18 protein-coding genes are annotated in these 24,815 nt (G+C 43.0%); 7 read left to right on the top strand and 11 right to left on the bottom strand.

Translation table 11 applies throughout. The features are described from left to right. Positions 1–330: 330 nt before the first annotated feature. Positions 331–1,518, bottom strand: a complete 1,188-nt coding sequence (locus ACZW67_RS06450; RefSeq protein ID WP_465182593.1) for a hypothetical protein — start codon at positions 1,516–1,518, stop codon at positions 331–333. A 468-nt stretch (positions 1,519–1,986) separates the two neighbouring features. Then, positions 1,987–3,402, bottom strand: coding sequence for a Do family serine endopeptidase (locus ACZW67_RS06445; protein WP_465182596.1), 1,416 nt, complete (start codon positions 3,400–3,402; stop codon positions 1,987–1,989). Positions 3,403–4,377: 975 nt separating this feature from the next. Between ACZW67_RS06445 and ACZW67_RS06440 the strand changes: the two genes are divergently transcribed. Continuing rightward, positions 4,378–6,699, top strand: coding sequence for a cation:proton antiporter (locus ACZW67_RS06440; RefSeq protein ID WP_465182592.1), 2,322 nt, complete (start codon positions 4,378–4,380; stop codon positions 6,697–6,699). A gap of 185 nt (positions 6,700–6,884) precedes the next feature. On the opposite strand, the gene tmk is transcribed toward ACZW67_RS06440, so the two are convergent. Together tmk and mltG are read right to left on the bottom strand one after the other, a co-directional pair. Further along, positions 6,885–7,586 (bottom strand): dTMP kinase, encoded by a 702-nt coding sequence (gene tmk / locus ACZW67_RS06435; protein ID WP_465182591.1) that lies wholly within the window; start codon positions 7,584–7,586, stop codon positions 6,885–6,887. A gap of 107 nt (positions 7,587–7,693) precedes the next feature. Next, positions 7,694–8,974 (bottom strand): endolytic transglycosylase MltG, encoded by a 1,281-nt coding sequence (mltG, locus tag ACZW67_RS06430; RefSeq protein WP_465182590.1) that lies wholly within the window; start codon positions 8,972–8,974, stop codon positions 7,694–7,696. A gap of 170 nt (positions 8,975–9,144) precedes the next feature. On the opposite strand from mltG, the gene ACZW67_RS06425 reads away from it, so the two are divergent. Further along, on the top strand, positions 9,145–9,909 hold the full coding sequence (locus ACZW67_RS06425; protein ID WP_465182589.1) for a DpnI domain-containing protein: 765 nt from the start codon (positions 9,145–9,147) through the stop codon (positions 9,907–9,909). On the opposite strand, the gene ACZW67_RS06420 is transcribed toward ACZW67_RS06425, so the two are convergent. Next, positions 9,906–10,400 (bottom strand): hypothetical protein, encoded by a 495-nt coding sequence (locus ACZW67_RS06420; RefSeq protein ID WP_465182588.1) that lies wholly within the window; start codon positions 10,398–10,400, stop codon positions 9,906–9,908. The genes ACZW67_RS06425 and ACZW67_RS06420 overlap by 4 nt on opposite strands. Positions 10,401–10,553: 153 nt before the next feature. On the opposite strand from ACZW67_RS06420, the gene ACZW67_RS06415 reads away from it, so the two are divergent. Further along, entirely contained in the window at positions 10,554–10,748 is a 195-nt protein-coding gene (locus ACZW67_RS06415) for a DpnD/PcfM family protein (RefSeq protein ID WP_465182587.1), read from the top strand. 23 nt (positions 10,749–10,771) lie between these two features. Here the strand turns inward: ACZW67_RS06415 and ACZW67_RS06410 are convergent, their stop codons facing one another. Together ACZW67_RS06410 and ACZW67_RS06405 are read right to left on the bottom strand one after the other, a co-directional pair. Further along, positions 10,772–11,749: an aminotransferase class IV gene (locus ACZW67_RS06410; RefSeq protein WP_465182586.1), complete on the bottom strand. Its 978-nt coding sequence runs from the start codon at positions 11,747–11,749 to the stop codon at positions 10,772–10,774. 15 nt (positions 11,750–11,764) lie between these two features. Beyond that, positions 11,765–12,433: a hypothetical protein gene (locus tag ACZW67_RS06405; protein ID WP_465182585.1), complete on the bottom strand. Its 669-nt coding sequence runs from the start codon at positions 12,431–12,433 to the stop codon at positions 11,765–11,767. A gap of 478 nt (positions 12,434–12,911) precedes the next feature. On the opposite strand from ACZW67_RS06405, the gene aroE reads away from it, so the two are divergent. Next, complete coding sequence (aroE, locus tag ACZW67_RS06400) at positions 12,912–13,772, top strand: shikimate dehydrogenase (RefSeq protein ID WP_465182584.1); 861 nt, start codon at positions 12,912–12,914, stop codon at positions 13,770–13,772. Between the two features lie 84 nt (positions 13,773–13,856). On the opposite strand, the gene ACZW67_RS06395 is transcribed toward aroE, so the two are convergent. After that, on the bottom strand, positions 13,857–14,975 hold the full coding sequence (locus ACZW67_RS06395) for an FUSC family protein (protein ID WP_465182583.1): 1,119 nt from the start codon (positions 14,973–14,975) through the stop codon (positions 13,857–13,859). 410 nt (positions 14,976–15,385) lie between these two features. Between ACZW67_RS06395 and ACZW67_RS06390 the strand changes: the two genes are divergently transcribed. Then, positions 15,386–17,206 (top strand): acyl-CoA dehydrogenase C-terminal domain-containing protein, encoded by a 1,821-nt coding sequence (locus tag ACZW67_RS06390; protein WP_197099653.1) that lies wholly within the window; start codon positions 15,386–15,388, stop codon positions 17,204–17,206. A 123-nt stretch (positions 17,207–17,329) separates the two neighbouring features. Here the strand turns inward: ACZW67_RS06390 and ACZW67_RS06385 are convergent, their stop codons facing one another. Next, complete coding sequence (locus tag ACZW67_RS06385) at positions 17,330–17,704, bottom strand: 5-carboxymethyl-2-hydroxymuconate Delta-isomerase (RefSeq protein ID WP_194196135.1); 375 nt, start codon at positions 17,702–17,704, stop codon at positions 17,330–17,332. Positions 17,705–17,806: 102 nt separating this feature from the next. Further along, a complete protein-coding gene (ybaK, locus tag ACZW67_RS06380; RefSeq protein WP_465182582.1) occupies positions 17,807–18,295 on the bottom strand; it encodes a Cys-tRNA(Pro) deacylase in 489 nt (162 codons plus the stop codon). A 247-nt stretch (positions 18,296–18,542) separates the two neighbouring features. Here ybaK and plsB point away from each other — a divergent pair, with 247 nt between their 5' ends. Further along, complete coding sequence (gene plsB, locus ACZW67_RS06375; protein WP_465182581.1) at positions 18,543–21,311, top strand: glycerol-3-phosphate 1-O-acyltransferase PlsB; 2,769 nt, start codon at positions 18,543–18,545, stop codon at positions 21,309–21,311. Between the two features lie 115 nt (positions 21,312–21,426). Here the strand turns inward: plsB and ettA are convergent, their stop codons facing one another. Then, positions 21,427–23,088: an energy-dependent translational throttle protein EttA gene (gene ettA / locus ACZW67_RS06370; RefSeq protein WP_110921994.1), complete on the bottom strand. Its 1,662-nt coding sequence runs from the start codon at positions 23,086–23,088 to the stop codon at positions 21,427–21,429. Positions 23,089–23,567: 479 nt separating this feature from the next. Between ettA and ACZW67_RS06365 the strand changes: the two genes are divergently transcribed. Continuing rightward, a complete protein-coding gene (locus tag ACZW67_RS06365) occupies positions 23,568–24,815 on the top strand; it encodes a flavin reductase family protein (protein ID WP_465182580.1) in 1,248 nt (415 codons plus the stop codon).

The raw sequence follows: 24,815 nt of genomic DNA, 5'->3' as shown, positions 1-24,815 counted from the left end.
TTAAAATAAATATTTTTCTACTGCAAAATCAGCTGCCACATAAATAATGATGTGCTCAAATACGTATTGACATTGTGTTTGCCAATGACTGATAAGGCTTATTCAGCAATAAAAATTAAATAATAAAAACGCCTGCTAGTGTAGCATATTTTAATTTGACCGCTATCAATCAATTGACGACCAAGATAGTTATTATGCAGCAAATAACACGTCGCTCTTCTTATCCCATAATGCCAATATAACGCTCAAAAAAGCACATCAATACTGACATTATTACTTAACATTCAGTTTAGCGCAATGGATGAGGACTTATAAGAATTTTGGCACAAATTAACGAATTGTCAACACATCGATAGTGGGGCGATACAACCGAAAAGGCAGCCCTCGTGTGCCTATACCGCTACTGACGAATATCTGCGCACTGGCATGTTGATATAAACCTCGCTGCTTACCCAACCGACTATTATTTGACAATGTCGATTGCTCATCGCTTTGTTGCACGTCTTGGGTTTTTTGTGCCCACCAACTGTTCTCTTGAGTGGCTTTCGCAGCGCCCGTAATCAATAACGGTCGCGGCTGTAAAGATTTGGGCAAGTCACTGAGACTATCAAATCGTGAAGCCAAAATAATAACAGGGTTGATAGCATTGGCGATTTCAGCACCAAGCGCTATTTTTGCAGCCGTGTTTGAGTCATCAATATCAGCGAGTCTCTGAGGGATATCTTGCCAGCCGCAGAGCGCTGCAACCACTGAATTGGCATCACTGTCTTGCTGTCTAAAAATATCTTGGTTCAATGGGCGGCTATTCACCGCACCCATATCCATAGTCTTAAGCGGTAACGAGGTACACTGCTGACCGATATAACTGATATCAAGTACATCGAAAGTGCTGGCCAACGTATCTTCTAACAGTGGCTGACCTTGCTTGGTCGTATTAATCGATTGATAGCACAGATCCGACGTACTCATCACCGTATAGACAGGTTTATTGACCGCTTTGAACAGCATGAGCTGCCCAACCAAATCTGCACTTGGATAATACAGCCAGTCGCCTGTAATCAATACGGCATCAGCTGACAAAGCATTGATAGTGGCAACAAGCTTGCGAATATGGCGCGGCTTACCGCTATATATCCCAATGCGTAAGTCAGCTAGCACAGCGACGGTCAGTGGTTTTGATAAATTCAAATCAACAGCATGATGCTCTACTCGTAAACAATTAGGCTGCACCACCACAGTATAAAAGTACATGCCCATTACGAATATGGCTAACAACAATGATGGTACGGACAACTGCGCCAATACTGGTAGCATATTCTGCGACCAACCTATCACCATTAATACGATCCAAACGGGCATGGTATAGGCTGCGTAATAGAGTACCAGTTTCACCCAGATACGCAAAAATCGCTTGGTAGGATTAGCATTGAACGTTTGTAATATTGACCACAGTACGATGTACGCTAGCAATGCTGCTGACGTAGAGATACCTAGTATATATAAAACATGGTCAGTCATAATTACCTGATGGTCGTGTAACGGTATGAGCCTATCAAACAGCTTATAGTCAATCCTATATTAGAGCGCATGGCCTGCTAAATAAATCACTCCATGCGTACGTTTATCATAGGTTGTAATAGTTTATAAGGGCGCGCTTCGATTGTAATAACAACCATAATATGGAGCGTTTAACCCATCAAAATGATTATCTATCGAAATAGTCTTCTATTTCGCTAAAGACACACTTTCAATCATGGGATAAAAAATCAGCCATTATAGAGGTCAGCCTCTACGATAGACAAGTACAATTATCGACGCTCACTGTCACAATTTGTTTACTCATACAGTTTTTAATACTATCTCTCGCATCGGTCATTCAATTTAAAAGAGAGCCAAGACAACCAAGTATCGCTGTATATAAGCGACTTCAAGCAAAATGCACTTGATCTCTCTTTTATAAGGAGTTGATTATCGCTACCCTACTGACTACTCAATCCGTAACCCGATAATCGCAGGGATACCTTGACGGATGACTTCCATCGTCACCACGCCTTTTTCAGGCAGCGATGAAATAGCATCTGAAAAGTCAGTCACTTCCTTAATTGGTTTTTGATGAAAATTGGTAATTACATCTCCTGCTAATATACCTGAACGTGCAGCAAGCCCAGTAGGGTCAACTGTCGTCACCAAAATGCCTGTTTTATGATCCACGGCGATTTCAGCTTGCTCATCAACAGTCAAGTTACGTAGACGTAAGCCCAGCTGTACATCGTCATTCTGTTGATCACCGCCTTGAGCTCTTACATCATCGGGTGCATACGCAAGCTGGCCACTGACCATCATCTGCTTACCATTACGCTGAATCTGTGCACGGAATGCATCGCTTGGTTTGGCTCTATTGAGCAGATTTAACAAATCTGAGGCCTGCATAATCTGCACATTGTTATATTGCAAAATAATATCACCAGGTTTTAGACCAGCTTTTTGTGCCGGTGAGTCTGGTGACACACGTGTCAATAAAGCACCTTGAGGGCGATCTAGCTTATAAGCCTCAGCTAGATTACGATCGATATCTTGAGGATAAATACCGAGATAAGCACGCACTACTTCGCCATCTGTTTTTAGCTGCTGATAGATATCCATTGCCGCATCAATCGGTATCGAGAATGACAGCCCCATATAACCACCAGTACCACTAAAGATGCGCGAGTTGATACCAATAACTTCACCGCGCTGGTTGAATAATGGACCACCTGAGTTACCGGGGTTCAATGCCACATCGGTTTGAATAAATGGCACACTGGTCTCACGCGAAAAACTGCGCGACTTGGCACTGACAATACCAGCGGATGCCGAGTAATCAAAACCAAATGGTGAACCAATCGCTAGTACAGGCTCCCCTACTCTCAGCGCATTCGAGTCACCGATAGGTAGAGGTGGGAATTTATTACCCACGACTTTCAACACTGCCACATCTGAACGCTCATCACTACCGACTAAAACCGCATCTAGCTCCGTTCTATCATTGAGCGTGACCGTGATTTTATCCGCACCTTCCACCACATGATGGTTGGTCAGCATGTAGCCATCAGAGCTAACAAAGAAAGCTGTGCCATAAGCATGCTCAATCGCTGGCATGGTAGCCTGTTCAGGAATACTTAGACGATCACCAAAGAACTGACGTAGCAGCTCAGCTGTCTGCGCCTTGGCAAGCTCAGCTTCACTAATCGTTTTTGTGACGTTCACACGGGCGACTGCTGGGGTCACTTGTTGTACCAAGTCAGAGAAGTCTGCCGTGCTGACCGCCGCTTGAGCACTGGTCATAGTCGTGGCAGTCATACCAACGACCATCGATGTACTAACAGCAAGCGCCAACGCACTACGCTGTAACCAATGCTGCATATTCAATTTAGATTGTGCTGTAGACATATCTGTACGCATACCATCCTCCATATGAGTGATCATGATTGTTATTATTGTCGATGTTAATAAGCTTGTTCTGGTTATTCTCTAGAGCCATTATAAGACAGGTAAAAAATGTGACTTTAGCTTAAGCCATCTTAATATTTTTTAGCTTGTCTGCATGCTATATCTATATTTTATTGCCTTTGCATGGCAACCGTTGCTGCAACTCTTTCATAGTGGATTCACGATACAAGCTACATGCACGATAAATGCCGCTACTTTATGATAAGCCATCACGTTAGTTTGCTATCATTTCAGTAATTCAGGATAACCCAAGGATTGGTTATTTCATAATGGTTCTATACCCTGTTGTGGTTGCTCAATACTACAATCAACCCACTATAATATCGATACAAGACAGCCTAGTACAAGCAATACCTTTATATAGTTGACGATGTGGCAGTGTCATAGTGGATAAACTGTATCGTGGTAAGCTCAGCCTTAGTAGGTATGAAATAAAATCATGTTATGATGGCAAGCCTAATAACTTTATAAAAAATGTAGGTTAATAGCCATTATTATTACGGACTATATATTTATAGAATTGGCTATCATCACCCTTATTTTTCATCTTTTGCATGTCTAGAGACGCTTATACCATTTCTAAAAATTTGAATAACAGTAAAACAAGTGCAGGTACTACTGCTCGTAAGCCAAGCCAGTAGCACAAGCAAGGTTGACACTGCTAATTGTATTTCTTGAGATGGGCATTATTTGTCTAGGAATGCGTTTGTCTCTATTACTTTATAGTATATATATCATATCTGGCTCACGTTATGATTCATGATGGTTGTCATTGTTGTCACTTGGCCATTGTTGTCGTTCAGCTTTTGTAAAATGTGCCTCTATAGATAGGTGCTAAAGAGCGATTGATAGATATAAAATATGACAAGATTATAAAAGGATCAATTTATGGATACCGCCCTATTATTATCTGGCGTGGTTGGGATTGGCATCGCCGCCCAATGGTTGGCTTGGTACTTAAAGCAACCGTCCATTTTATTTTTATTACTGATTGGTATTATCGTCGGCCCTGTACTGGGTATCTTCGATCCCGACTTGGTATTGGGGGAGCTGATGTTCCCCTTTATCTCTTTGGGCGTAGCGATTATTCTCTTTGAAGGCTCGCTGACCTTAGAGTTCGATGAGATTAAGCAACACGGTACTGTTGTGCAAATGCTAGTATCGGTCGGCGTACTTATTACCATCGCTATCGTCGCATTATCGACCTATCTACTATTTGATGTCGATCCACTAATCGCCTTGCTATTCGGTGCGCTGGTTTGCGTGACTGGCCCAACGGTCATTATGCCGTTACTGCGCAGTGTGCGCCCGAACAAGACGATATCTAACATCCTAAAATGGGAAGGTATCATCATCGATCCAATCGGCGCCATTGCAGTGGTATTGGTCTATGAATATATTATCTCGGGCGGCGAAGCTAGCAGTATATTACTGTTTGCTAAAATCGTTGTGTTGGCGACAGCAATGGGTATGGCGGGCGCTTGGCTGCTCGCGTTCCTCATGCGCCGCCATATGATTCCTGAGTTTTTACGCAATGTCTTTACCCTTGCCTTTGTCCTGGTTCTATTCTCAATATCGAACCATTTAGAGCATGAGTCTGGTCTATTGACCGTTACAGTATTGGGTGTGGCATTAGCAAACTGGCCAAAATTCCCACGTGAGACCATTCTAGAGTTCAACGAATCTTTAACTATTCTACTGATTTCGGTGCTCTTCATTATTCTTGCCGCACGTGTAGAATTAGCAAGCTTAATGAGTGTGGGCTTTGCAGGATTGGTGCTACTCGCTATCGTGATGTTCGTAGCGCGCCCACTGTCTGTTTGGGCATCGGCTATCGGCTCAAACCTCAAGACCAATGAAAAGCTGATGATTAGTTGGATTGGGCCGCGTGGTATCGTCGCGGCAGCTATCTCTTCGCTATTTGCGATTCGCTTGCAAGAGTATGCTATTCAAGGCGTTGAGCTGCTCGTACCATTAGTATTTATGGTCATTATTGGTACGGTTATGATTCAGGGCTTAGGCTCAAAAGTGGTCGGCAACTTGCTTGGCGTCCGTGAACCTGAGACCAACGGTATTCTTATCGTCGGTTCAAACCCCATCGCACTACTGATAGCCACGTCTTTAAAAGACCAAGGCTTTGATGTCATCGTTGCGCACAACAACTATACCAACATTGCCCGTGCACGCATGAGTGGTTTGCGTACTTATTTTGGTAATCCCATCTCTGACCATGCCGATCATCACCTTGATCTTATCGGTATTGGGCGTTTGTTTGCCATGAGTATGGACAAAGAAATGAATACCTTGTCCGAGATTCATTATCGTCATGAATTTGGTGAGCGCAAATTATATCGTCTCAAATTCAGCGATGAAAAGGCCAGAAGCGAACGTGAAGACAAGCAGTCGAGCTTTCAATCGCAGTGGCTATTCGGCAAAGATGCAACTTATACCAAGCTTGCCAGCATGCTGTCTAAAAAGGCACGTATCAAAATTACAAACATCACTGATAGCTACAGCTTTGAACAATATAAAGCGGATAACAAACAATTTGTCCCGCTCTATACCATAGACAAAGAAGGCAAGTTGCACGTTATTACTGATAAGTTCGATGGCATCGTACCACGCGATCGCAAGCTCATCTCGCTAGTAGTAGAAGATGAAGTGCAACCTAAGCCAGTAGATGTGACACCGAAGCAAGAGCAAGCTCGCATGGCGGCAGATGCCAACTTTGAATCCAGCTCAAAAGCACCGGAAAAACGTAAAGAGAAAGAGCCGAGCGATGAAAGTGCTGATGCAACTGAGCAAGCAACGGATAGCAACAAACAAAAAGGTATTGAGCAGACAAACATTGAGCAAGACACCGCTAGTGACTCATCGAGTCATTCAAGCAACGATGCTGAGTCTAAAGACTCTTCAACGTCGCCAGCAACGACTACTGACAAAATTATCGAACCAAAAGACGAATCTGCTAATAAAGGGGTCATGTCAGCGAACTCAACCGCTGTCTCCAAAACTAAGGTATCTAGCAATAGCAATACCAATGGTAATGGTAATGCACCTAAGACCAAGAAAGGCGCGCTTGATCCAAGTCGCTTACCTGACTCTGGTCAAGACAATGCCAAAAGTGCTGACATCGAAACTGCTAATGATACCAAGCCAACGAGCTTAGAAAGCAAGGTAGATAATGAAGTAGAGAACAAAGAGAAGTAATAGTGAATAGCTAGCAAATAATGACGCCCACTCTTTGAGTGACTATTTATCTACTATATTGATGGTTCAAGAAACACAAAAGCCCCGACGTAATGTTGGGGCTTTTTATGGTAACGATTTTGATAATCTCCCTAACATGGAAAATAATCAAATGCTAGCTTATTAGAATTTCACTATGAAAACAGCTATTTAATATCCAACTTATTTTGTACCGTCATCCATATTCGCGCACCTACTTCATCGGCAGTGCCTGACGCATCAATACGCTGTATGCGCTCAGGAGACTCGCTCGCCAATTGACTAAAGCCTTCATGCACCCACGTAAAAAAATCGGTCGCTTGCTGCTCAAAACGATCTGCAGCGCTGCGCTTGTTAGCGCGTGCCATACCTTCTAATACTGGCAAGTCCAACCACAATGTTAGCTCGGGCAGCTGTGGCACAAACTGCTCGATGAGCACATCAATCTTGGCTCGTACTGCCTCATCCCCATGCGCACGACCAAAGCCTTGATAGGCGATGGTTGAATCAGTAAAACGATCACATATTACCCATTTGCCACGTTGTAGCGCAGGTATAATCACTTGCTGTAGATGATCACAGCGGGCGGCAAATAGTAGCAACAGCTCCGTATCATCATTAATATCGGTCGTAGGATCTAATAGCATCTCTCGTAAACGCTCTGCAAATGGACTGCCACCTGGCTCTCGGGTGCGCAGATACTGGATGCCAATGTCCTCTAATCGCAAGCATAACTGTTCAATCGCGGTGGTTTTCCCCACGCCTTCGGTACCTTCAAAACTGATAAAGCATCCTTGAGTAGGCATGGTGTCATGGGTTTCTTTGGGGGATGTTGTTTGAGATAACTGGTCTTGCATAGGTGCTGACATGATATGACCTTGTGTCATTGATGAGCATTATGTAGATAATTACATAACGCTCAGTAAATGATAGGTTTTTAAAAAGAAATGAAGGTGCTGCTTTTATATATACTAATTTACTGTGATGCGGCTTGTGCTTTCTTTTCTCGCATGACTTTTAGATAGTCTTTTACCGCTTGATTGTGTGCAGCCAAACTATTGGTGAATTTGTGTCCACCGGTACCAGTCGCTACAAAATATAATGCTTCGCTGTCTGCAGGATGCAAAGTCGCCTCGATAGAAGCAGCCGATGGCAGCGCGATTGGCGTTGGTGGCAAGCCATCAATTTGATAGGTGTTATAAGATGTTTTTTCATTGATATCTTTGCGACGGATATTGCCGTCATAGCGGCTACCCATACCATAGATAATCGTCGGATCAGTTTGCATACGCATGCCTTGGTTCAGACGGTTTCTAAATACCGCCGACACCAACGGACGCTCTTCTGCCACGCTGGTTTCTTTTTCGATAATAGACGCCATCACCAACGCTTCATAAGGCGTGCTATAAGGCAAGTTGGGCGCACGACCTTCCCATGCTTCGGTCAACGCTTGCTGCTGACGCTTGTACAAATCCGTCAGTACCTGCTTATCAGTGGTATCCTCACCATAATAATAAGTATCAGGGGCAAACCACCCTTCGAGATTGTGATTGACGATAGGATCACTGTCGTTGATGACCGATGCTGGCAAGATGCCATCTAACTCCAACGCTTTGGCAATACTGGCATTGTCGCTATCAGCAGTCAGTACTTCTTTTTTGATACCATCATTATCACGTAGTGTTTGGTACAAGTCTTTAGAGGTTTTACCCTCGATAATTTGTACCTTTACCATCGCCGCTTTCGCACCTTGTGCTAGCACTTGCAACGCTTCGGCAATCGTGGGATTTTCTGGTAGCTGGTAAATGCCCGAATGTAATGGCGCATCGACTTGCGACTTGATATAAAGCTTGGCCACGCTGGCAGAAAACAACGGAATCTGCTGTTGCCACTGCGGCAATAGACCATAGTAAGTCTGCCCCTGCTCAATCGTGATCTTCTTTGCTGGCTGTTCGATACGTCCAAACAATGTCTGATAGACCATCACCAAGAAAAACGCAGCAATCAACCCAAGCACGAGCAATACCTGATAACCACGCTGCATAAAGAACGATTGATTATCCACTCTATACTGGCGCGGCTTACCCTCTCCGCTGATCAGTGAGACATTGGTCGCGGGCTTATCCTCCACTTTATCCACTACCGGCTGAGAGTCTGGTAGTGTGGTATCGACACGCTCCTCAACGCTGCTATCTTTCTTATTAGATGGCTCATTATTAGGACGTTCTGGAGGCGTTTCAAGTGTAGGTGTGCTCATGGCAACTCGCAAGGCAGATGTTTGCTAGAATTTAGCACTGAACCGTGCGATTTTCAATGTTATTTGCTTAGCTTATGAATTATCTTGCTATTGATGCTCATTTATATGGCTTGATACTCAGGCGCTTTTTTCAGTATTCTCAGCTTATCTATCAATAATGAAAATATCTTATGAACCTACATTTTAATCAAAGTCTTGCCAAAAACTATAAATCACCTAGTCAAATAATTCGAGTATTAAGTGAAAACTGGGTTGCAACCAATAGCTACTGCCCTAACTGTAATACCCAACCATTATCAGAATTTACGAACGGCAAACCTGTCGCTGATTTTTATTGTGCACATTGTAGTGAGCAATATGAGCTAAACAGTAAAAAATCTAAATTAAGTCATATCATTAATGACGGTGCTTATAAGACGATGATTGAACGCATCAACAGTGAGGACAATCCCAATTTTTTCTTCCTGACATATTCAAAAGAATATACCGTCAATAACTTTCTGATTATTCCTAAGCAGTTCTTTAAGCCAGATATTATTATCAAACGTAAGCCGTTATCAGCGACTGCCAAACGCGCAGGTTGGGTCGGATGCAACATCGACTTGCGCCAAGTACCAGAATCAGGCAAAGTATTTTTGGTCAAAAATCAGCAAGTCATACCACGCGAAGATGTCAGCCAACAATTTCAAAAAACCTTATTTTTACGAAGACAGTCTGTCGCTTCTCGTGGTTGGACACTCGATATCTGGCAGTGTATCGATAGACTCGATACTCACTTTTCGCTAAAGCAGGTTTATGCTTTTGCTAACGAGTTAAAACTTAAATACCCTGAAAACAACCACATCCCAGATAAAATCCGTCAGCAATTACAGATACTACGTGATAAAGGCATTATTGAATTTGTGAGCCGTGGCCACTATCGAAAGTCATACTAACAACACTTATCATCCCATAATGGCAAATCCTTGGCAGCAACCAAACGACCATAAAATTTATGAGGAGGGTAATTTAGCTCTAGCTCATCATTTACTTTAAAAAAGTTCTTCACATTGCCATCGATACAAGTATAAGCTCGATTTTTTACCTGTTTATTCCAGCTCATTAGCAGCCCTAACGGAGTGCGAGAAGCTTTAGTAAAAGCTTGTCTTTCGGTTGTAATTGCACACATCACAGTATCTTCATGAAATCTTTTATCCAAACCTTGTTCTATGACTTCTTGAAGAGTATGCGCATACTTGAACATACTCCCAAATGCTGTGTATTTTTTATCTTTCTTAGAATAAACAATACTAAACGCTATCTGTGAATAACAAGGTAAGTGAATCATTTCATCAGGCTTACTTTTAGCCAGTTGGCAAATTTCATCAAAAACCATCAAGCGACGAATTTGTAGTGGAATTCTAGTTTCTTCATAGACTGAGCGCATGCAATTTTATCCTTTTAAAAAACAGGATCATTGATCGATTTGCTCTAAGACACAAGACCACGTAACAAAAGACGATCACTTCTTTTGAGTGCTTTTGCTAATCTAGTTGGCATTGATAACTGAAGTTATTTGTGAGAAATGAAAGTGAATACGATGAAAAAAGATGAGAAAACAGCGCAAAAATTTCAAATAGAAATTGTTGAAACGCTGAGTAATATCGTGGAAGTGGTTGCTGAAGATAAGCAAGATGCATTGATAAAAGCGCAAGAGATGTATCGAAATGAGGAAGTTGTTTTATATCCAGATGATTTTATCGACACTAAATTTAATATTATTGGAAGAGGATAGACTATTTAGCTTATACATGACTGTTATTTAAACCCCACAACCTCACCTGACAACAGTGTCAAACTCCTCATTGGCATGATGCCACGTAATGCATTGCAAAAGAAAAGCTGCGTTAGTTTGGGTAAGTCCTCATCTGTTAACGGTCTTATCACGACTGGATATTCCGTACTTGATAGAGCATCGATAATCACTTGCCGCATGACGCCAGCGACACCCGATTGAGCCATAGATGGCGTATACCACTGGCCAGTGGTTAGGTAATTTTCATTATCTTCATAAGCGCTAGAAGTGGTTTCGGATTCTGACAGTGGTGCTTCTGACAATTGATAGAATACGTTGCTCATCGTACCTTCGACCCACTGCCCACTCATATCACGTAACAGACCCTCGCCGATGCTTTGTTCCGTATTAGATTTTGATATTTGAGCTTTGATACCTTGTAACTCGCCACTCGCCAGCACGTTATCAAGACGATTAAGGCTTTTGAGTCCTGCAAGCGGCGGTGGTAGGCAGGAGAGCTGCGAAGATAAGCAAATAGCAGCACTACTAGGCTGTATAGGAATGGAGCGACCATCAGGTAGACATAGCGGCTCAGCGGTCGCGACAGTCATCGCAGAGCATTTCAGCCAAATATCACAGGCACTACCAGACGTACTTGGCGTATAGCCATAACCACGGATGTCTTGCGTGCTGCGCGTGACAATCAGCTTGAGCATGCCTTGCTGTAATTGCTGGGCGTACAGTTGCAATACTGCTAATAGCTCTTCGCTGTTTATATTTAGCTGCAACGCATTAGCATGAGAGACAAGGCGCTGATGATGATAATCTAGCCACAATATCTGACCGTCGATGACACCCATAGTGGTAAAGAACCCATCACCATAGGCCAGTCCACGATTGTCTAACGACATGATAGCCTTTGATGGCTCTATCGTATTGCCTGATGAATCTAGACATATCCAGCCACTTGGCGGTATGGCACTGGCTATTGAATGTGGCATCGACACTTGCCTTATTTAGCTCTTATCTGTTTGGGCATCTGCTTTATTGATGACCAACATACAACTATAGAACTCACATTTTGCCAGTTCTACTTTCTGACCACCGATGGTTTTGTTTTTGATGATTTGTACATTGAGCATATCAGCTACGAGGTTACCACCCTCATCACCCATCAATTTGCGCGCGAGCTGATAGGCCTTTTTGGCATGATTTTGACTCAGCTCTTTTTCTTCATCAGAGTCGGTAGGATTCGCAAAATACCAACCAAGCTCAAGATACTTTTCAGAATCAATAATATCTAAATAAGGCGCTTCAGTATCCATAAAACGATACTTGGCTGCTGGATTACTGGCATAGTCTAAGCTGTTTTCATCGGTGCTCAAAACCTTACCAAAGGTCGACTGGATACCTTCCAAGTCACCGACGTTGATTGAGTTTACGCTTTCGTTGCCCCATGCCGAGACGTCATACTTTACTTGTGTGCGTTGCTGGGCCTTTCCAGCTTCTACCTCAGTATTCGTTGCAGCGCTATCATCTGCTGAAGCAGTCTCAGCGACTACTTGCTCGCTGGCTCCTGCATCGACGCTTTGGTCATCATCTGTATTGCTATTACAGCCACTCAACGACACACCAACTGCCATTATCGTACTGGCCAAAAAGGTCTGTAGGCTATTATTCCACATGGGCAATTTACTCACACTTTCAGATTGATCTCAAAAGAATATTAGCGAGCAAGCAAATATGCCGCTGCTAATGAATAATGTTTTTTATGACTTCACATTTTCAAAGCCAATTTTTTATAATGTAATAACCACTATAGTCGATTTAATTTAAAAGTAGTACAAGGCAAACGAGTGTAGATGTATATGTGATACGTCAAGCGAGGTTAACGCTGTCATACTTTTATAGTGGAATGACTATATAGGGCGTGTCATATAGTTTACCCAACTGCTTGATACTTGACCACCCTTTACGTTACGGATAACACTCCTAGAGAGTACATATTTGTTAAATACCTAACGCATAAAAAAATGCCATCTATTCAAGCATTTATTCACGAAAGCCTCGGTTTGTCAAACATCGCGTTATCCCTTATGATAATAGCGCTTCAACGACTCTCTTATTAATGCTTTTTTGCCTCTTATAGCTCGCGGACCATATATGACCCAGCATTTTATCGTTATTGGCAATCCTATTGCCCACAGTAAATCCCCTGAAATCCATGCGCTATTTGCAGGGCAAGCAGCTATTGATATCAGCTACCAGCGCCAGTACTGCCCTGACGATGCTGCCAGTTTTACCGCAGTGGTCGAAGCGTTTTTTCATGGTGGCGGCGTCGGTGCAAACGTAACGGTTCCCTTTAAGCAGATCGCTTATGACTGCTGCGTGGCGCGTGGCGGTCTGTCTGAGCATGCCAAAGTTGCAGGTGCAGTCAATACTCTACTGTTTAATAAAGCACTATTAGAGAGTGGTACGCCAATCGCTGACGCCCTCTATGGTGACAATACTGATGGTCAAGGTCTCGTCAATCATATCACGAGCTTAGGCTGGCCATTAAAAGGTGCGCGTGTGGCACTCATTGGTGCAGGCGGTGCGGCGCGAGGCGTGGTATTGCCATTGATTCAATCGGGTATCGGGGCCTTAACCATTGCCAATCGCACACTGAGCAAGGCGACCAATTTAGTAGATGAGCTGAGTACCGCAAGTGAAACTATCGGTAAACACAGTATTGAGACTTGTGCGACCAATGAATTGACCGGACAATTTGATATCATTATTAATGCCACTTCTATCGGTCTGTCAGGTGATACCTTGCCACTGGATAATGACTTAAACTGCCACTACGCTTACGACATGATGTACGGTCGCACGCTACCATTCTTACAGCATTTTGCGGCACGTGACGCGCAAACATCCGAAGGTTACGGCATGTTGATTGGACAAGCGGCCTTAAGCTTTGAGCGTTGGACGGGTCATACCGTTGATGTGACGCAAGCCACAAACACCTTAAGCGGTCGTTAAGATAAAAGACACAGGCTTTACAAATAAAAAAGGCGTATAAATTGAATTTATACGCCTTTTTTTTATCCAGTTATTATCTAGCTCTTATCCAAAACGTGCCAGTAGCCAGTTTTCCATACGCCGTAATGGCACACGTAAATTGGTAGAATGCATCACCACGCCGCCAGCCAGAGCCACCATACAGCCAATGGCGGTATCCACCAGCCGTACGTAGGTTACTTGTTGATACGTATGCGGTAAGCCGCTACCATATTCTGCAATAAATATGGTCAGTGGTGTGATAAATATCACGGCTAAGCCATAATGACGGTCAACCAAGGATTCAATACATAAAATCATAACCAATACTGCAATAGCGACTCCCCATATCGGTAGACTCCAAGACAGCATCCAACTGGCCAGCCCTGCACCCACCAATGTCCCAAGCAAACGATGTACCTGCTTAATCCATATCGTACGCAGATGAATCCCTTGAATAATAATAAAACAGCTAACTGCCGCCCAATAAGGATTAGATATATTTAGGGTCATTGCAACGATTAGTGACAAACTCACAAACCCTGCCACAATCACACTTTCACTAATAGTATCAGCCTGATAGGTGTAGATAGGCGCAGGTTTACACTCACGTGTCAGCAATAAAAACAAAGAGTATGGCAATGACATCAGCACTGCGAATGCACTACCAAGCATGATAAGGCCAACGGTATGTGGCAGTTGAGCAAGCGGAATAGGCATAAATAATGCCACTGCACCTGCCATCATAATAAACAGCCCTCCCGGTGGCGGCTGTTGATAATAGCGGCCGAAAATAATGATACCAAATGCCATCAAAGTAAATATAGGCAATCTTAAAATAGGAATCTGCTGCGTTATCACTCCAAGTGCAAAGCATAGCGACATACTGAATCCCCAAGCCATCACAGTGACCAAGCGATATGGCAGCTTACCAACTAGGGGCAAGTTCAAAACAACCATCGCCCCTAACGAGCTGATAATTCCTGCCGATAGCACCTCAAAATAAGCACCCACAAAGACAGGAAAGCTAATAGTTAGCGCAGAAAATAATGGAATATGCCACGGTCGAAGGCTTCTGTTGACTGCTGTTAAATGCGTAAGCTCATTACTGATCAGATTTATAATAAAAGTTTTGAGGGTAGCAACCCGTCGCTTGAGCGACAACATTGGTTTGGATACAACCATGAAACCCTGTCCTTACGAAATAACGTAACGTTATTAACACAATGGCGGTTAATAAGTATGTGATGATATTCTATGAATGACTTTTATAAAAAGCTAAGCTTACCTAGAAGTATAAGGAATCTAAGTTTTCAGCAGATACATGACGATTAATTCATAGCAAAAAACTATTAATTATAAATAATTTTTATTAATTAACAGAATACTCATGAATATTATTTATACAATATGTATTTGTTGCCAAGAAAGATTTATAATAAGAAAAATTATACACCACTGCACGTTATCAAATAGAACATATCGTCTAATAAAAGCATCGAAGAAACCGCCTTAACCAACCCATTTCTAAACACACTTATATTTAACGCATATCTCACCTATAAATCGACACCAACAAATTAAAGAGAGCAACTATGTTAACTTACAAAGCGCCTTTACGTGATATCAAGTTTTTGATAAATGATGTTTTTGACTTTCAAACACATTATAAAGATTTGGACAATGGCGAAAATGCTGACCCTGAAACAATCGATATGATTTTGCAAGGCATGGCTGACTTTGCCGAAAACGTACTTGCTCCTCTTTATCAACCGGCTGATGCAGAAGGTTGTCATTTTGACAATGGCGTGGTGACTACGCCTAAAGGTTTTAAAGATGCTTATGACCAGTTTGTAGAAGGCGGTTGGCAAGGTATTTCTTACCCAGAAGAATACGGCGGTATGAACTTACCGACCTCGTTAAACCTAATTAAAGCTGAAATGATTGGTACGGCTAACTGGCCATGGGCAATGTACCCTGGTCTATCGACAGGTTGTATCAACACCATATTGCAGTACGGTACTGATGAGCAAAAAGAAACCTACTTGCATAAACTAATCGAAGGTACTTGGGCGGGCACCATGTGCTTGACTGAGCCACAATGTGGTACCGATTTGGGTCAGGTGAAGTCTAAAGCCATTCCTCAAGAAGACGGCACTTATAAGCTTGGTGGCACCAAAATCTTTATCTCAAGCGGTGAGCATGATTTAACAGAAAACATCGTGCATATTGTACTAGCACGTCTACCAAATGCACCAGAAGGTACTCGCGGTATCTCACTATTTATCGTACCAAAATTCTTGCCAAATGCAGAAGGCGAGATTGGTGAGCGTAATGGCGTCACTTGTGGTTCTATTGAACACAAAATGGGTATCAACTCATCAGCAACGTGTGTCCTAAACTTTGATGATGCGGTCGGTTACCTGATTGGTGAGCCGAACAAAGGCCTAAAAGCTATGTTCACCTTTATGAACACGGCACGTATCGGTACTGGCATTCAAGGTCTAGCACACACTGAACTGTCATTCCAAAACGCCCTACCTTATGCCATAGATCGCCGTTCTATGCGTGCGCTATCAGGCACTAAAGAGCCTGAAAAGGTGGCTGATGCCATCATCAATCATGCCGATGTACGCCGCATGCTATTGACTCAAAAAGCCTTTGCCGAAGGCGGCCGCTCAATGATTTATCATTCAGCACGCTATGCGGACAAAATGGCTCAAGGCATCGTTAATGGTGATGACGAAGAGTTTGAAAAATGGGATGACAAACTTGGCTTCTACACGCCAATCCTAAAAGGCTTCTTAACCGAGCTTGGTATTGAAGCAGCCAAACATGGTCAGCAAATTTACGGCGGCCACGGCTATATCAAAGAATGGGGTATGGAGCTGATTGCTCGTGATGCTCGTATTGCCACTATGTATGAAGGCACAACTGGTATTCAAGCGTTAGACTTATTAGGCCGCAAAGTGATTTTGCAGTCAAAAGGTAAAATCATTCGTGACTATACTTCAAGCATCATGAAATGGTGTGGTGAATATGCGCTAGACAAAGACATGCGTAAATTTGTTTGGGCACTCACCAAGCTATGTGCTGAGTGGAATACTTTGACCGTTCGCTTGATGCTAATGGCACGTAAAGACCGTGAAATTATCTCTGCGGCATCGGATGATTTCCTAATGTACTCAGGCTATGTAATGATGGGTTACCACTGGGCACGTATGGCAGCAGTGGCTCATGACAAACTCAAAAACGGTGGCGTAGAAGCCCCAGAGTTCTATAAAGCCAAAATCCAAACGGCAGAATTCTACTTTGATAAGCTGTTACCACGTACCTCAGGTCACGCCGAAGGTATGGTTGCACCAAGCGAAAGCATGATGGCAATGCCAATCGAAAGTTTTGCTTTCCTAGATTAAAATTAAGACTAAGATTACAAAGTTAATAGATGACTCATAAAAAAGCGCCTAAATATAGGCGCTTTTTTATGGCTAATGGAAGTCAGCATTCTCGTACTAAAAAAACTAATCAATAGCCAATTCCTAACTACCTAGCATTTTTTTGTGATATACCGCACTAAGCTCTTCTACTTCCACGCACACTTGCAGTGCTGCTCGCCCTGACTGCTCTGCGCTTAGCTGCTCTTCTATCGTTGTCATCAATAGCTCAGCAAGTTGATTTCGAGTCGCAATATCACGACCAGCCATCATCTTTAGATTCGCATAAACCATGCCATTTGCTTGCTCATCATCCTCAACACCTACCAAAAAAGTCTCAAGAGGTACGATGCGGGCTTTGATATCCGTTGGTTTACCAAAATGTCCAGTATCCCATAGCGCTTTATTCAAAGACTTAAGCAATGATTCTTCGTGAGGAACACTGACATTAGGAGTCACTTGCAGGGTTAAATGTGGCATGAATATATCCTTATAAAATATAAGTGAAGGTAGGACTTAAATGATTGGAGTCTGTTGAACACTCAAAAGGATAAACTTATTTGATATCAGCGACAATGCTTTTTAATCATCAGTAATGTTACTAAAAAGTGCCGATAGAGCCGTAACCAATTGCAGAGGTGGCAGCTCAATCTCTAAACCGCGGCGACCACCACTCACATACATCGTTGTATGCGCTTCAGCCGAGCTATCTATGATAGTCGCTAAGCGTTTCTTTTGTCCTAGTGGACTGACACCACCCAGTACATAGCCTGTACTACGCTCTACTTGCTTGGGATCTGCCATTTGTACTTTTTTGCAGGGCAGTATTTTATTAGAAGATAAAGCTTTGGCCATTTTTTTAAAGTTTAAAGTCTTGTCTACTGGCAAAATAGCAACAGCGAGCGTACCCACTTCGGTCGCTACTACCAAAGTTTTAAAAACTTGTGCTACGTCTACACCGAGTTTTTCGGCAGCCTCTAAGCCAAAAGAAGCCGCATGACTGTCATGAGTATATTCATGCAATTGGTAGTCAAGTCCACGTTTTTTGGCAAGATTGATTGCTGGAGTCATAATACTTTCATATCATTAAGTGAAGTGATTGAGTAGGAAAAATAGTATTTATCGTATTTTATACCACAATATTGTTATGCTAAAGACCTTATTTTTCAAATAATTAAGCGTATTTCGTATGCAGCTAGCTCACAAGATAGTAAACAGCCTGTACGAATATTAGTAGTATATACAGACACTATATATCGCTTTGATGGCTTTTATGGCATCATAAGCGCAATATATTTAACTACTTTTGATATCCATTATGATACCCAGTTTCTTAAAGAATAAGTTCCTAAAAAAACGGATTTTTAAAGCGCCCGTCACTACTGACAGTGGCTCCAATACTGACGTCAATCCAATCGCCGCCAAGTCCTATTCGGGTGTTCCGATCAATCAGCTATATCGCAAGCTATCGGGTCACATGCTCGACGTTGCTGTCAAACCTAAACTGTTAGGTGCGTTGCCTGATTTTGATGCTGACGATCAGACATTAAGATTTTATGTTCTACAAGACTATTCCCGCTCCAACAGTATTTTGATCGATTTGCAGACGCAAGAGCACAATTTACCGCCAGCATTGGTCGGGGTACACGATGCCGAGCATAATATTAAAGAAAATGCAGCTATTATCTTTTTAAATCATCCAGGTGCTAAAGACAGTCAGTTATCACCGCGCTTGTCACGCTTGGTATCGGCTGTACTGCAATATCCAGAGCTAAAAGTGCGTTTGGTCCCTGTCTCTATCCTATGGGGGCGTGCACCAGAAAAAGAAGATTCACTGTTTAAGCTGTTGACTACTGATAACTGGGAAGACCCAAGCATTACTAAGCAGTTATTTAATATCGGGGTCATGGGACGTGATACCTTTGTACAGTTTCATCCACCACAAGATTTGCGCACGCTTATCGATAATAGCCTAAAAGGCGATGTAGAAGGGCCTTCTATTTTTGATTCGCTAGCCACTGACTTGCAAGATAGCTCTGTCAAAGATGCTTCTATAAAGGAAGATACTGACGATGCACCAAGTTACGCGCTGGTAGCGACTGCCGATAGCAATCGCGAACTGGTGCGCATGTTGCAGCAACAGCTTTCGATTTATTTAGACAAACAACGCGCTAGCATGCTCGGCCCTGATTTGTCGGACAGACGCAATTTGGTAGACAAACTGGTATATTCGCCCGCTATCAAGCATGCAATAGAAGCGGAAGCTGCAGAAAAAGGTACGACTACCCGTGAGGCACGAAGCTTGGCAAAAGGCTATGCCAACGAGATGGTAAACGACTACTCTTACCCTATCATTCGAGTATTCGACCGCTTCTTAACGTGGTTGTGGACGCAGTTGTATGATGGCGTAGAAGTACACCATTTTGAACGAGTACGAGAGCTAGCAACCGACTACGAAATTATCTATGTGCCGTGCCATCGTAGCCACGTTGACTACCTATTACTGTCCTATGTTATTTACAAACGCGGTTTGAGTATTCCTTATGTCGCTGCGGGTGATAACCTTGATGTACCAGTACTAGGCCCTATGCTACGCGGTGCCGTGGCATTCTTTATCCGTCGTAGTTTCCGTGGTAACGCACTATACACCTCTGTATTACGCGAATACATGCACACGTTAATCACACGCAATACGCCCATCGAATACTTTATCGAGGGTGGTCGCTCACGCTCAGGTCGCCTGCTACCGCCGAAAATGGGTATGCTTGCGATGACAGTACACAGTCAATTGCGTAAAACCAATAAGCCTGTCGTGTTCATTCCTACTTACATCGGCTACGAACGTATTATGGAAGGCGGCACGTATGTTGGTGAGCTCAAGGGCAAGCCAAAAGAATCTGAATCTTTGCTTGGTCTGCTCAAAGTAGGTCGCAAAATTGAACGTATTTTCGGTAACGTACACTTAAGCTTTGGGACGCCACTACATCTCACTGAATTTATGACAAAGTTTGATGTGTCTGCAGACAGCTTACCTTCTGACCGTACCGATACCCCGCTCGATGAGAAAGCCAGTGCAATGGTCGATAATATCGGCGTGAAAATTATGCAGCATATCAATAAAGCTGCCGTGGTCACACCTGTATCACTGTTATCACTGGTGTTATTGTCAGCGCCCAAAGCGGCACTAGATGAAAACAGCTGCCGAGAGCAAATCGAGCTTTATCAAGGCTTGGCTAAGCAACTTGCTTACTCAGATGATACCGTCATCACAGACATGACCCCGCAGCAAATCATTGATTACGGTATTAAGCTCAAGTTGATCGAGCGAACTCCGCATATCCTAGGAGATATCATTCAGGTTGTCGGCAAGCAGGCTGCCCTACTCAGTTACTTCCGCAATAACATCTTGCATGTCTTCATTCTGTTGTCATTTTTGTCAGCATTAGTCGCACGCAATGGCCGTATCAAACGCAGTCGTCTAGATAGTATTGCCGAGCAGCTGTATCCGTTCCTACAAAGTGAGCTATTCTTATATTATCCAGCACACGGCTTAGCTGATACACTCAATAAAAAAGTGGATAGCTTACTCTCTCATGGGCTAATCGTTGAATTGGGCGACGGCATACTTAGCGTTCCTGAATCAAATAGCAAGTCCTATCAGCAGCTACAAGTACTGGCGACTCCAGTTGGCCAAAGTCTTGAGCGTTACTTTATGACACTTGCTCTACTTGCTCAGCAAGGCTCAGGAAATTTGACCGAAAATGAAGTCGTTGACTTGTGTCATTTACTTGGTCAACGATTATCTGTGCTATATGCAGACGACATTCCTGACTTCTTTGACCGTGCTTTATTCACTAGTTTCATTGGTGCTTTGACGCGTCTTGATTATTTACAGAAAGAGGAAGAGACTGGCGTTCTGACATTTGATCACCGTATCAATGACATTGCCCATCATGCTAAGTACGTCCTAACACCTGACATGATGCAAATTTTGCAGCAAGTCGCTACCTTAGACGAAAATGAAATTAACCATGCTATTACTGAAATCAGTAATAAAAAGCAGCGTAAATTTGGGCGGAAGCGTTAGATTTTGATGACCGTCTCTAATTAGAGTTAACGTCTAGCCAAATAACCCAAACAAAAAAAGACCTCTAACGATTAGAGGTCTTTTTTATTAGATTGCAATATACTAAACAGCCGTATTAGTTCGTAATCTTCTTATACTTCGCACGTTTAGGACTGGCGTCATCACCCATTGTCTTTTTGCGATAAGTCTCAAACTCAGAGTAGTTACCGTCGAACCAAACTGGACCTTCTTCTTCGAATGCCAAAATGTGAGTGGCAATACGATCAAGGAACCAGCGATCATGCGATACGACCATTACCGTACCTGGGAATACTTGAATCGCATCCTCTAGTGCACGTAAGGTTTCGATATCCAAATCGTTTGATGGTTCATCGAGTAGCAATACGTTCGCGCCTTGCTTTAGCGTCTTCGCCAGTTGCAAGCGGTTACGCTCACCACCTGATAGCTGACCGACACGCTTTTGCTGATCTGAGCCTTTAAAGTTAAAGCGACCAATATAAGCACGACTTGGCGTGGTGTATTCACCAACAGTGATAATATCAAGACCGTCAGATACTTCTTCCCAAACGGTTTTGCTATCATCTAAGTGATCACGTACCTGACCGACATAGGCAACTTTGACACTTTCGCCCAAATCCACGGTTCCAGTATCTGGCGTATCGCGCTCGGTAATCATGTTAAATAGCGTGGTTTTACCCGCACCATTTGGACCAATGATACCTACGATGGCACCTGCTGGTACATTAAAGCTTAGGTTTTCATAAAGTAAACGATCGCCAAATGATTTCGAGATGTCATTAATCTCAATAACCTTGTTACCCAAACGTGGACCAGGTGGAATGTAAATTTCAGCCGTCTCATTACGCTGTTGGAACTCTGTTGAGTTCAACTCTTCAAAACGCTGTACACGAGATTTAGACTTGGCTTGTTGGCCTTTTTGATTTTTACGAATCCACTCAAGCTCTTTTTTCAATGCTTTAGCAAACGATTCTTCTTGCTTGTTCTGCTGCTCTAGACGCGTGTTCTTTTGCTCTAACCACTCGGTATAGTTACCTTCATAAGGATAGCCATGGCCACGGTCAAGCTCTAAAATCCACTGGGCGACATTATCCAAGAAATAGCGATCATGGGTAATGGCAACGATAGTACCGCTATAGTTCTGCAAGAACTGCTCTAACCATGCGACAGACTCGGCGTCCAAATGGTTGGTCGGTTCGTCAAGTAATAGCATGTCAGGGCGTGACAATAGTAAACGGCATAGTGCCACACGGCGTTTTTCACCACCAGATAGCTTACTAACATCTGCATCCCATGGTGGCAGACGTAGCGCATCGGCCGCTTTTTCTAGCTGATTGTTTAAGTTATGCGCATCCCACGATTGGATGATGTCTTCCATCTTGCCCTGCTCTTCAGCAAGCTTATCAAAATCAGCATCAGGCTCAGCGTATTCAGCATAGATCGCATCTAGACGAGCCAGTGCATCTAACGCTTCACGCATACCGTCTTCAACGTTACCGCGTACATCTTTGCTGTCATCAAGCTGTGGTTCCTGCGGCAAATAACCGACTTTGGTACCAGCTTGTGCACGTGCTTCACCACTGAACTCAGTGTCAACGCCTGCCATGATACGTAGCAAGGTCGATTTACCTGAACCATTGATACCCAATACACCAATCTTGGCACCTGGGAAAAACGATAGGTTAATATTTTTTAGAATTTCACGCTTAGGTGGAACAAGTTTTGACACGTTGTTCATCGTGTAGATATATTGAGCCATTAACACTCCGATAGACTGCATAGAAGAGGCAAGCAAATCATACTTGGCAATGATGCCAAGTGTGCCGTACCTCAAAATCAGGGTTACAAATTATGAGCCATTATCGCATTGTGGCGCATACCCTGCAAGCCAACAGATTGTTTTAGCGGTTGTTTTGCAGCTTTTGGCATTTAGCATGACGCTTTCTACCTAAAAGCAGCAACGAAATCTATTATCAAGACGCCTCGTTTAACATTTTGACTCATTACTGCTTTATAAAGACCACAAAAAATAGCATCAAACCTTTCGAAAACTTAACGAATAGCCTTTAGAATATTAGCTTACCTTAATAAGGTAACGTCATTTAATTTGAAATACACTCAATACAAAAGCTCTAAACCTAAATCATTAAACCTGAGTCATTAAACCTAAGTCATTAGACCTGATTATAAAACATATGATATTCATCTCTAAAAAGCATCAAATGAGGTAATGAGTTTATGGCCACTGGCTATCGCCCTGAAATTATACAACGTGCGTTTGTTGACCTTATTGGGTCACGTTTGCATCCATTTTGGTCGTTGACCCGTCCTAAATTACGGTTGATTGCACGGCAAGCTCTCAATGATGATTTGATTGCAGTTCAGTTCGAAGGCAATCATGCTTTTAAACGGCAAGTACTTGATTCAGACGGCGGTTGGCATGGTGGTCAACATATCAATTTAACGACCATTATTGATGCCATTTACCATCAGCGCCATTACTCGTTAGTGGGTTTGCCAAAGCAATCCTTATATCTGCAATCGGACATCGACAATAGTGAGAATAGTGAAAATAAACAGTTACAGTCGCATATCATTACCATTGCAATCAAACCTCAAGGATTGGTATCCAACTATCTAACACAGCAAGCACCACTGGGCACCATATTCGATAGTAGTTTGCCCAGCGGCGACTTCACCTTAGCACAGGCAAAGCTTGATGCACAAAGTGCTAACCGCTTACCTCTTGCACCCTCATCGCTACTGTTTATAGCAGGAGGCAGCGGCATTACCCCAATGCTAGGTCTTATCACACAAGCCTTATCGCAAAGCCATACGGTCACGTTATTATATTACAGTCGCATGCCACTGGCAGAGACGCCTTTTTTAGAGCATTGGCAGCAATTAAAAGACAGTTATTCAAGTTTTACCTATCACTTTATCAATACAGAAGACCCTAATAGTTATTTAGCGGATACGCGATATTTAAGCGCGGAAAGCTTGTTAGCACTTAGTTTGCCATTAGCAGATACACAGATATTTGTTTGTGGGTCGCAAGCATTATTAGTCGGACTATATGATGCTGTTCAAGCCATTACATTGTCAGATATGGACTCACTGAACGATAGACGCTCGTTGCGAGATAACATTATATATGAGCGTTTTGGCAATCTGTCACATGAGCTTGCTATCGATGACAATAGCCATAATACGGACAACGCAAAAAATGGTATAGCAAAACAAACGGTCTACTTACGCGGTCGACAGCGACAATTTGATACCAATACCACATTACTCATCGGTGCTGAACAAGCAGGTATATCCCTCAGTCACGGCTGTAGGCAAGGTATCTGTCAGCTATGTCGCTGTAACAAAGCCAGCGGTGTGGTCAAGAATATTGAGACGGGAAAAATAAGTAGCGACGGCTATGAATCGATTCAAACCTGCATCAATATTGCCATGACAGATGTGGTATTAGATATATAA

The sequence above is a fragment of the Psychrobacter sp. TPE 89C genome (assembly GCF_055522395.1).
Note: the sequence above shows the minus strand (reverse complement) of the source record. Positions and strands in the feature narration are given on the sequence as shown.